This window comes from Halorubrum sp. CBA1125, assembly GCF_009742825.1.
GTDB lineage: Archaea > Halobacteriota > Halobacteria > Halobacteriales > Haloferacaceae > Halorubrum.
Genome location: NZ_WPCE01000099.1, coordinates 1 through 10,971 on the forward strand (window position 1 = coordinate 1; position 10,971 = coordinate 10,971).

Here is a 10,971-nt window from a genome sequence, read left to right on the forward strand (position 1 = left end):
CGGAACGGCCTCGACCGGCCCCGCCCCGCCGCCGTCGACGAGGGCCTCGAAGCCGGCGAGCGCGGTCGGTTCGCGGCCGGCCGGACGGGCGTCCTCCCCGCCGGCTGCTTCGCCTCCGACGGCCGCCGCGATCGCCTCGCCGTCCAGCGGCCCGAGGAACCCGTCGAGCGTCCCGAGCGTCTCCCAGCCGCCGGCCTCCCGGACGGCGTGCGGGTCGACGCCGCGGCCCGCGAGCAGCCGGCGCGCGAAGGTGCGCCGGAGGTCCCGCGGCGTCACCCGATCGGGGACCGCGTCGCCCGCGCGCTCGGCGGTCTCGCGGACGATCATCTGGACGCGGCGGGGCGAGACGCCGACGAACGGGTCTCGGGGACCGAGGTCGGCCTGGTCGGCGTACCGACGCAGCTCGGCCGCCAGCGACGCCGGAACGACCGTCTCGCGATCGACCGGTTCCTCGGCCGGGTCGGTCGTCTCGGCCGGATCGGCAGTCCCGGCCGGGTCAGCGGTCTCGCCCGTCTCGTCGCGTACCGCGTCGGTCTCCGACGGGACCGCGAGGAGGTGTATCCCTCGGCTCCCGTCCGCCTCGCGGAGGTGGACCGGCGCCACCCGCGTGATTTCGCCGGTGCGGAGGCCGGCCTCGCCGGCGAGCCTGACGACGACGACCGCGCGATACGTCTCGGCGGCGGTCACGAGCGCCTCGTACGCCGGCTCGTCGAGCCCGTCCATTACTTTCGTCTTTACTACGAAAGACGAAACAAAACTGTTTCGGACTCGTTGGCCTCGAATCGAGATGAAACCGGAATATCGCAGATTCGATCTCGGTGGCTCGTCGCGAGTATCCACGTTTCTCGCCGATACTATTTCGGAAAGACTATTAAAAGCGAAATCCATCGTCGGTCACCCCTCTCGACGCGTCTCGCGGTCGGTGACGCGCGGCGGTTCGCCGTTCGCGTCGTCACCGGCGTAGTCGCCACCGGTTACGTTATGCGTCTCGCTCGGGTCGTGCGCGTCGTCTCCGTCTCGCAGGATGTCGTCTCGGTCCCGATGGGCGCCGCGCGTCGTCGTGGTTGCTCCTTCGAGACGGACGCCGTCGCGTCGGCGCCACTGCTCTCTCGACGTCAAGCGACGCTCTCGCTGCCCACGCCCCACGCGATTCGGTCCCACAGCCGCTCGTACCCGAAGTACGTCGCGGTCTTCACCACGTTAGCGACGAGTCCGATGTTCACCGCGTCGCTGACGTCGCCGACGACGAGCCACGCGACGAGGACCGTGATCGCGACCATGACCGCCCGGTAACAGAGGGTCTTGACGAGGGCACGCTTCCGGTCCTGGAGTGCCGGTCGCGAGGCGAGCGCCGAGAGCATGGGGCGTCCGATCGGCAGTGACGCACGCCGGCGATAAGTAAGTTCTGACGGTTTCAATAATCTATATAATAACTATGTTTGGTTTCGTCAGGCTCTCGTGAAGGTGTCATACACGATTAACCGAGCATTTCGTTCGTCCTATTTTGATTGAACTATCCGTTCGCTATCCGTGCTGATTGAGCGATACGAACAGTAAGCTCCCAGCTGCATCCGTCCGTTATCACAAGCACCCTCTTCTGCAAACCCAACAGGAACACACTCCCCGATTGATTGGAGTTGTCACCCCGGGCATCGACACGAGAGTCACTGTTCGCAGAGCAGATGATTACCACTGAGTGGGAATAGCACACGGGGTTTACAGGATTGTTGTTGAATGATCACACGCAATGCCCTCCAGCAATCGACGGACGTTCCTCGGCGCAAGTACAGTCCTGGGTATCGGTACGCTACTTGGACTCAGCAGTATCCAGGAGAGGAGTGCGGAAACGGAGACGCCAGACGAAACTGCCGACGGTGAAGACTCACTGGACGACTGGCTCGCATCCGCGAACGATCCACACATCCCCCAAATCCGCGATTTTCGGTTCGATGACCCACCAACAGTGTACCTGAACGTTACAGGATCCAAATCGTTCTCTCCCCCTGCGATCAAGGTCGAGCCAGAGACCACAGTAACGTGGGAGTGGACGAATAGCAACGCGGAGCATAACGTTGTTGCTACCGATGGCACGTTCGACAGTGGTACAGCGGTCAGTGAGTCGGGAACGAAATTCAAACACACCTTCGAAACAGCAGGGACCTATCGGTACGTGAGCGAACCACAGGCTGAAGCAGGGATGAAAGGTGTTGTCGTCGTTGAACCCGCCCCCTCCAGTGAGTATCCGGCAGTTGACGAGTGGCTCGTGGACACAAATGGATACGACGGGAGCATTACGGAGCAAATGGACGACGAGCTCGTCGAGATCACAGCCGGAGCGGAAGGCAACGGTGGAGACTTGGCCTTCGATCCGCATGCAGTGAAAGTCTCGGCGGGAACAACTGTTCGCTGGAGGTGGACCGGTGACGGTGGCGCACACAATATCGCCTTTGAGGACGGTGATATTGAGACGGCGTCGATCAGCGCCAAATCCGGTGTCAACTTCGAGCACACGTTCAACGAGACCGGCGTGTATCGCTACGCCTGTGAGCCACATCGGGCTATTGGTCAGCGGGGCGCTATTATCGTCGAGTAAGTGACGTCTGATGGAAACTGGGGAAAGCCCCAGTGCCGCTGCGTATTTCGATGGCACATAGAGAACACGTTAGAGCTGGCTATCACAATGGAATGCCCTGTTGAAGCCCTCACCTGTTGATAGCGTTCCACGCCCCAATTGCTCAGTACAGAGAACTCACGTACTGATCGATCTATTGAATTACTCGACACCTGTCAAGAACACCCTGCGAGATGAGAGAATATATATAGTAAGTGATAATCGCGCATTGCGATAAACGGTGAGACAACAGCTAACCACTCAATAATTACGCCTGGGTTTTCGTTATTGGGTGGGGGACATACCATATGAGCGAATGGAAGGGTGGTGATTTCGGAGAACCACTATTCGAAGCGATACTGGAGACGAGCATTGATGGCATCCTTGTCGTAGACGCCAACCGCGAGTATGTCACGTGGAATCAACGGTTCGTCGATATGTGGGGTGTCCCAGAGGAATTACTTCAGGAGGGAGCCGAAAGACCGGCGCTGGAGTGGGTCCTCGATAAACTTGAGCATCCTGGCGAATTTATCGAGCATGTAGAATATCTGTACAAACACCCGAACGAGAAAAGCAGGGACCAACTTCAACTCGTAGATGGACGTACCTTTGATCGCTATTCCGGCCCCGTCGTCGGAGAAGACGGTACCCATTACGGACGAATCTGGTTTTTCCGAGATATCACGGAATTAAAAGAGCACGAGCAGGCTTTAGCCGAAGAGCGAGACAAATATCAGACTTTGGTTGAAGAAAGCAACGATGGTATCGCTATCCATCAAGATAGCGAGTTTATTTTCGCAAACGAGCAGTGTCTGGAGATTCTCGGTTACAATGAGGATGAACTCATCGGTAAGTCGTTCTTAGAAATCGTTGCTCCTGAGGACCGCGATCTCATTAAGGAACGCTACGAACGACGATTCACTAGTGGCGAAAAAGGACCACCCAACCGTTACGAGACGCACTTCCTCACGAAGGATGGAGAACGGCGCGTTTCAGAGATAAGTGCTGGACAAATCCACTATGAAGGCGAACCGGCGGTTCTCGTAACTGTTCGTGATGTTACTGAGCGAAAGCGCCGAGAAGCGAGATTGAAGGAATTAAACGCACAACTCGAAGCACTGAATCGACTCGTTAGACACGACATTCGAAACGATATGGCGATCATCCTGGGGTGGGCTGAGCTTCTTGCTGAACGCGCGGGAGAGAGTGAGCAAGAGTATCTCGACAAAATCATCTCCAGTGGAACGCATATAGTTGAACTCACGGAGATTACGAAAGACTACATTAAGCAACTAACGAGCGAAGAGGAATTTCCAGTCAGACCCACCTCCTTGCGTGCGATTATCGAAAACGAACTTGACCTCCGACGTGCCTCGTATCCGGACGCAAAATTTGTACTTGACGAGGAAATCCCCGACGTGAGCGTGGTAGGCAACGAACTGCTCGAATCTGTAGTCAGAAATCTTCTGAACAACGCTGTCCAGCACAACGATAAGGACGAACCCGTCGTCAGAATCTCGTTTGAAGTCAACGAAGATGACGTGGTGGTACAGATCGCAGACAATGGTCCCGGGGTTCCGGACGAGCGTAAGGAGTCTCTTTTCGGAAAAGGTGCGAAAGGCCTCGACAGCCTGGGATCGGGGATTGGGTTGTATCTCGTCCGAACCCTGATCGAGGGGTATGGTGGGGAGGTATGGATCGAAGACAACGAACCTGAGGGCTCGATATTTAACGTCCGGCTACCAAGGATCGAATAGACGCTGTTGATATTGCTTCTACCTCCAGGCTGTTGAGGGCCCTTTCGACCTCTGCATGTAGCTTCAGAACCGATCAAGTTGTGTGGCCGATACGCGTGCTGTATCTCGCACGGCTGTCGGAACACCTCTTTGAGGTGACAAACACTCAGCGGTCTGTCTGCACACTGAACTGAACAATCCCCGTACGCATCGGTTGGTAACTAGCCCCTGGTGAGTGTGGGAACGGTTCTATGACACCGTTTCACGCGTCCTCGCGGACCGCGGATTCGATCTCCCCGACGACCTCGGGGTTCCGGAGCGCGCTGACGTCGCCGAACTCCTCGCCGCGGGCGATGTCCTCCAACAGGCGACGCATGATCTTCCCGGAGCGGGTCTTCGGGAGATCGGGCGTGAACACGATGCGGTCGGGCCGCGCCACGTCCCCGATCGAGTCGGCCAGTCCGTCGGCGATCGCGTCCCGGAGGCGGTCGTCGGGGTCCACGTCGCTCCGGGTGGTGACGTACGCGACGATCCGACCGTCGCCGTCGCCGACCACCGCCGCCTCGGTCACGCCGTCGGTGTCGACGATCGCCGCCTCCAGTTCCGCGGTGTTGAACCGCCGGGCGCGGACGTTGATCACGTCGTCGACGCGGCCGAGGATGGTGACGTACCCGTCCTCGTCGACGGCCGCCCCGTCACCGGTGCGGTACCGCCAGCCGTCCTCGCCTTCGATCCAGTACTCGCGCCGGTAGCGCTCGTCGCCCTCGCGGAGCCCGCGGAGCATCCCGGGCCACGGCGAGTCGATCGTGAGGTAGCCGGGCTCGCCGGGGTCGACCGGCTCGCCGTCCTCGTCGACCACGCGCGCGTCGATCCCGGGCAGCGACGGGCCCACCTTCCCCGGCTTCATCGGGGTGATCCCCGGCAGCGTCGCGAGCGCGATGGCCCCCGTCTCGGTCTGCCACCAGGTGTCGACCACGGGCGCCTCGCCGCCGCCGACGTGCTCTCGGTACCACCGCCACGCCTTCGGCGTGATCGACTCCCCGACCGTCCCCAGGAGCCGGATCGACGAGAGGTCGTGAGCGTCCGGGTACTCCGCGCCCCACTTCATGAACGAGCGGATCGCGGTCGGCGAGGTGTAGAAGACGGTGACGGCGTTGCGCTCGATCAGGTCCCACACGCGCTCGCGGTCGGGGTAGTCGGGAGACCCCTCGTAGAGGACCGTCGTGGTCCCGAGCGCGAGCGGGCCGTAGACGCCGTAGGAGTGGCCCGTGATCCACCCGATGTCGGCGGCACACCAGTAGGTGTCGTCGGGGCGCACGTCGAGGACATTCCGGGTCGTCCACGCGACGTGCGAGAGGTACCCCCCAGTCGCGTGTTCCACGCCCTTCGGGCGACCCGTCGTTCCGGAGGTGTACATCACGAACAGCAGGTCGGTCGCGTCGCGGGCGACCGGCTCGACCGTCTCGCCGTCGTGCGCGTCGACGAGGTCGCCGTAGGCGTGCTCGTCCGAACCGAGCGAGACCGCGAGCGCGTCTCCGAGGCGGTCGACGACGACCGCCGCGTCGAGGTCGGCGTCCGCCCGGAGCCGGGCGTTGTCCGCCTTCGACTTCTGGTTGAACGCGTCCTCCCGGCGGTAGTAGCCGTCGCAGGTGATCAGGTACGAGGAGTCGGCCGCGTCGATCCGCGTCGCGAGCGCCTCCGCGGAGAGCCCGGCGAAGACGACGTTGTGCGGCGCCCCGATCCGGGCACAGGCCAGCATCGCGATCGGCAGCTCCGGGATCATGGGGAGGTACAGAGTGACGACGTCGTCCTCCTCGACGCCGAGATCCCGGAGCCCGGCCGCGAACGCGTTCACCTCGCGGTGGAGGTCGAGGTACGTGTACGACCGGCGCTCGCCCCGCTTGCCGAACCACCGGATCGCGAGCTGGTTCCGGCGGTCCTCGAGGTGGCGGTCGACGCAGTTGGCCGCGGCGTTGAGCTCACCGCCCGTGAACCACTCGTAGAAGGGCGGGTCGCCGTCGTCGAGCACCTGATCGTACTCCGTCTCCCAGTCGAGGAGGGCGGCGGCGCGCTCCCAGGCCGCGGGCCCCTCGGACTCGAACGCGTCGTACACCCCCTCGTCGTTCGCGACGGCCCGTTCGCAAAAGTCTCGAGGCGGGTCGACGACGGTCTCCCCGTCGGCGATCACCCCCGTCTGCCGGCCGTCGACTCCGGCGTCCTCCATGATATCTACGCTCAATCGACGGAAGAATGTATACTTTGTCCGAGCCGCCGCTCGGCGGGAACCGCCCGCCCGCTCGACCGTCGACTCTCACTCGGCGGGCGTGACGCGCTGACGCCCACGTCGACCCGGCGGCGACACGCCGAGTCTACGTCGACCCGGCGGGCGCGAGCCCCGACGCCTTCGAGCGCGCCCGCGCCACGATCGACGGCTTCGCCTCGAACTCGACGGTGACCTGGTCGCTCGCGTACGACTCCTCGTCGACGTACCCGTGGTCGTGGATCCACGAGACGAGGCTCATCGCATCGTCGGAGACGGGCAAGACGAGCCGTTCCCGCTCCCACTCCGGAAGCTCCGCTTCGACGCGGTCGCGCAGCTCCGCGACGCCCGCGCCCGTCTTCGCCGAGACGGCCACCGGATCGGGGGCGACGCCCGACAGCGCCGCGCGCTTGTCCGCCAGCTCGCCCGGTTCCAGGCGGTCGACCTTGTTGAACACGGTGACGATCGGAGCCTCGTTGCGCTCGTAGAGCGTGTCGTGGCTCGTGACGAGCTTCTCGCGCATCGACTCCGCCGGCTCGCTGGCGTCGACGACCAGCAACACGAGGTCGGCGCGGTACACCGAGTCGAGCGTCGACTCGAACGACTCTACGAGCCAGTGAGGGAGGTCCGCGATGAACCCGACCGTGTCCGTGAGCAGGACGTCGCGCTTCTCCATCTCGGCGCGACGCGTCGTCGTCCCGAGCGTGGTAAACAGCATGTCTTGGGACTCCGCGGTCGCGTCGAGGTCGGGGTGGCGGTCGACGTTCTCGTCCACGTCGATCTCGGCGGCCAGGCGGCGCATCAGCGTCGACTTGCCGGCGTTGGTGTACCCCGCGAGCGCGACGAGGTCGAACCCGGAGTCGCGGCGCTGCTCGCGTCGAGACTGCTCCTTGTCCGCGATGGCGTCGAGTTCGTCGCGGATCTCCGAGATCTGGCGCTTGATGTCCTGTTCGACGCTCTCGTCGTACTCGCCGAGTCCCATGAATCCGGGGCGCTCGTCGCGCTTCGCGAGGCTCGCTTTCGCCTCCGCGCGCGGCAGCTCGTAGCGGAGCTGCGCGAGTTCGACCTGGAGCTGTGCCTTCCGGGTGTTGGCGCGCTGGCCGAAGATCTCCAGGATGAGCGTGAATCGGTCTATCACCTCGACGCCCTCGGGGAGCTCTCCGCCGACGTTGAACGTCTGGTACGGTCCGACGTCGTTGTCGACGATCACCGCGTCGGCGTCGACCTCGCGGACGAGCTCGCGCAGCTCCGCGACCTTCCCCTCGCCGAACATGAACGCGGCGTCCTCGGTGCGGGTCTGTGAGAGCTCGCCGACGACGTCGTAGCCCGCGGCTGCCGCGAGCTGGCGGATCTCGGTGAGGTCCGCCTCGCCGGCGTCGACGCGCTTGGCGACGACGGCCCGGGGGTTGTCACCGGTCGATTCGGTCCCGTCTCCGCCCGACGATCCGCTCCCGGTCATAACAGGAGGTCGCGGGCGGCGTACGCGGCGTGGTGTGCTGCCTGCACTGTTTCGCGCTCGCCTACGCTCTCGACGTATTTAAACTCGGGCTGGAAGCTCAGGCTCACCCGACCGGCCGGCTCCTCGTAGAACTCGCCGCTCTCGGCGACGATCGGTCCGTCCGGCGGCGCGGGGAGATCGCCGACCGCCTCGGCCGCGAGCGCGAGCGTCGCGTCGAGCGTCGGCCCCTCGTGGACGGCGGCGAAGCCCACTCCCTCGATCGACCGGATGCGAGCCGAGTCGATCCGCGCGTGGACCGCGGCCGCGACCATCAGGTACTCGCCGTCCTCCTCGTGGCGGCCGCTGATGTCCACGCCCACGACGTCAGGGACGGGAATCGTTCACCTCGGCGCCGCGGCGCGCACTCGAACCGTCAGTTCTCGAGCCCATGCGCGCGAGTACGTCGCCGGCCGAATTGAACGTTTCCGTCGGCGGCCACGCAAACGGGTTCTCGTCGCGGCTACGAGGACAGGTCGTCGACCACGTCGCCGATCCGGTCGATAGCGGCCGTCACGTCGGCCTCGTCGACGTCGAGGTGCGTGGTGAACCGCGTCGTGTACGTGTCGAACGCGACGCATCCCACCCCCGCGTCGTCGCAGGCGGCGACGAGGTCGTCGGCCTCGATCCCGGCCCCCTCGGTATGTGCGACGACGATGTTGGTGTCGGGCGCCGGCGCACGCACCCCGGGGAGGTCGTCGAGGCCGGCCGCGAGCCGCTCCGCGTTGGCGTGGTCGTCGGCGAGCCGGTCGACGTTCTCCAACGCGAGGAGCGCGGGCGCCGCGATCATCCCGGCCTGTCGCATCCCGCCGCCGAACAGCTTCCGGACGCGGCGGGCCCGCTCGACGAACGCCTCGTCGCCGGCGAGTATCGACCCGACCGGCGCGCCGAGCCCCTTCGAGAGACAGAACGCGACGCTGTCGACCGGGTCGACGATCTCGCCCGCGTCGACGCCGAGCGCGACCGCGGCGTGAACACGCGGGCGCGTCGAGGTGGACGGGCACGCCGCCGTCACGGGCCGCCTCGGCCGCCGCTTTGACCCGGTCCGACCGGACCGCGGTTCCGCCGCGGTAGTTGTGGGTGTTCTCCAGCGCGAGGAGTCCGGTGCCGGGGCGGTGGAGGTCCTCCTCGACGAGCTCGGACGCGACCGACTCCGGCGCGGGGACGCAGCGCTCGCCCGCGTCGATCGTCCGGGTCTGGACGCCGGAGAGCGTGGCCGCCCCCGCCAGCTCCCACCGGTAGATGTGGGACTCCCGTTCGAGCAGGAGCTCCTGTCCGGGATCCGTGTGCACGTGGACAGCGATCTGGTTGGCCATCGTGCCGGAGGGGACGTAGAGGGCGGCCTCGGCGCCGACCGCCGCGGCGGCGCGGCGCTCTAACTCGTTGACCGTGGGGTCGTCTCGGTACACGTCGTCGCCGACCTCGGCGTCACGGGCGGCGTCGCGCATCGCGTCGGATGGTCGCGTGACGGTGTCGGATCGGAGGTCGACGTAGTCGGCACCGTCGGCGGCGTTGTCGGACATTTGCGTCCGCCTTTCCCGGCGGCGGACATATATCTCGCGTTCGGGGCGTCACGCGTCCGGGTCCTCGCCCCGCGCCCGTTTGTACATCGCCAGCGCCGCCTCGCGGCGCTCGGCGTGGTCGACGATCGGTGCCGGATACTCGGGCGCGGCGTTCGCGCGCCGCGTCGGCGACAGCTCGTGCCAGCCGTGGATGGCTGCGGGGTCGACCCCGCGAAGCTCCGGGACGTACTCCGTTATATACTCGGCGTCCGGGTCGTAGCGCTCCCCCTGCGTCATCGGGTTGAAGATCCGGAAGTACGGCTGGGCGTCGGTGCCCGTCGAGGCGGCCCACTGCCAGCCGCCGTTGTCGTTGGCGGTGTCGTGGTCCGCGAGCCGCTCGCAGAAGTGTGCGTAGCCGTGCCGCCAGTCGGCCAACAGGTCCTTCGTCAGGAAGGAGGCGACGATCATCCGCACGCGGTTGTGGACGAACGCCTCCTCGCGGAGCTGGCGCATCCCCGCGTCGACGATCGGATACCCCGTCTCGCCGCGCTTCCACGCCGCGATCTCCTCGGGGTCGTCGCGCCACGCAATCGGCTCCTCGTACGCCTTGTAGTTCGCCGTGACGACCTCGGGATTGTGAAAGAGGACCTGCGCGTAGAACTCCCGCCAGGCGAGCTGTTGCTGGTACTCCTCGACGGCCGCGGCGGGTCCCTCGTTCTCATCGTCGCTCCCGTTCTCACCGTCGCCCTCGTCGACACCGCCCGCGACGCCCTCCCCGCCTCGCTCCTCGGCCTCGGCCATCGCCTCCTCGGTCGCCGCGTACACCTCTCGTATCCCGATCTCGCCGTACTTCAGGAACGTCGACAGCCGGGAGGTCGCCTCTCGCGCGGGATACTCGCGATCCGCGTCGTAGCTGAACACCGCCTCCGAGAGGAACTCGTCGAGACGCTCGCGGGCGGCCGCGGTGCCGGCCGGCCCGACCGCCGCGTCGGGCTCGGAAAACCCGAGGTCCGCCGGCGCGGGAAGGTCGCCGACGGCGACGGCGTCGAGGTCGGACCCGGCGTCAGCGACCGCCCCGCTCTCGCCTCCGACCTTCGCCGTCAACGCCTCTCGGTCGGCGAGGACGCTCGCGTCCGGCGTCGACGCCGGCGGGTCCGCCTCGCGATCGGTCCACTTCTTCCAGTAGTAGGTGTACACCGAGTACGGGTCGCCCGCGTTCGTCCGGATCGAGTCCGGCTCGTGGAGGACGGCGTCGTGGTGCGCCTCGCGGGCGATCCCGACCGCGTCGAGGGCTTGCCGGACCGCGGCGTCGCGCTCGCGCGCCAGCCCCGAGTAGTCGCGGTTCCAGACGACGCGGTCGGCGTCGA

General features: G+C 65.3%; 8 protein-coding genes and 2 pseudogenes. 2 read left to right on the forward strand and 8 right to left on the reverse strand.

The genetic code is table 11. The features are described from left to right. From GJ633_RS09975 to GJ633_RS09985, 3 genes and pseudogenes are all read right to left on the reverse strand, one after another. Positions 1-723 (reverse strand): annotated as a pseudogene (locus GJ633_RS09975) (bacterio-opsin activator); the annotation flags it as partial. Between the two features lie 171 nt (positions 724-894). Next, positions 895-1,119 carry a hypothetical protein gene (locus GJ633_RS09980; RefSeq protein WP_156588709.1) on the reverse strand — a complete coding sequence of 75 codons (225 nt, stop codon included), beginning with the start codon at positions 1,117-1,119 and terminating at the stop codon, positions 895-897. Further along, positions 1,116-1,361, reverse strand: a complete 246-nt coding sequence (locus GJ633_RS09985; RefSeq protein WP_156588710.1) for a DUF2061 domain-containing protein — start codon at positions 1,359-1,361, stop codon at positions 1,116-1,118. The genes GJ633_RS09980 and GJ633_RS09985 overlap by 4 nt, the downstream gene beginning before the upstream one ends. A gap of 386 nt (positions 1,362-1,747) precedes the next feature. Between GJ633_RS09985 and GJ633_RS09990 the strand changes: the two genes are divergently transcribed. After that, complete coding sequence (locus GJ633_RS09990) at positions 1,748-2,593, forward strand: halocyanin domain-containing protein (protein WP_156588711.1); 846 nt, start codon at positions 1,748-1,750, stop codon at positions 2,591-2,593. 326 nt (positions 2,594-2,919) lie between these two features. Beyond that, the gene (locus GJ633_RS09995) at positions 2,920-4,368 is read left to right on the forward strand and encodes a PAS domain S-box protein (protein WP_156588712.1); all 1,449 of its coding nucleotides are present in this window, start codon (positions 2,920-2,922) and stop codon (positions 4,366-4,368) included. A gap of 241 nt (positions 4,369-4,609) precedes the next feature. Here GJ633_RS09995 and acs read toward each other — a convergent pair whose 3' ends face one another. From acs to GJ633_RS10020, 5 genes and pseudogenes are all read right to left on the reverse strand, one after another. Next, positions 4,610-6,571, reverse strand: coding sequence for an acetate--CoA ligase (gene acs, locus GJ633_RS10000; protein ID WP_156588713.1), 1,962 nt, complete (start codon positions 6,569-6,571; stop codon positions 4,610-4,612). A gap of 145 nt (positions 6,572-6,716) precedes the next feature. Further along, on the reverse strand, positions 6,717-8,066 hold the full coding sequence (hflX, locus tag GJ633_RS10005; RefSeq protein WP_156588714.1) for a GTPase HflX: 1,350 nt from the start codon (positions 8,064-8,066) through the stop codon (positions 6,717-6,719). Then, positions 8,063-8,419, reverse strand: a complete 357-nt coding sequence (locus GJ633_RS10010) for a DUF2209 family protein (RefSeq protein ID WP_321169009.1) — start codon at positions 8,417-8,419, stop codon at positions 8,063-8,065. The genes hflX and GJ633_RS10010 overlap by 4 nt, the downstream gene beginning before the upstream one ends. A 146-nt stretch (positions 8,420-8,565) precedes the next feature. Further along, positions 8,566-9,625: pseudogene (locus GJ633_RS10015) on the reverse strand (threonine aldolase family protein). A gap of 48 nt (positions 9,626-9,673) precedes the next feature. Then, on the reverse strand, positions 9,674-10,971 hold a 1,298-nt coding region (locus GJ633_RS10020), incomplete at its 5' end, for a deoxyribodipyrimidine photo-lyase (protein ID WP_156588715.1).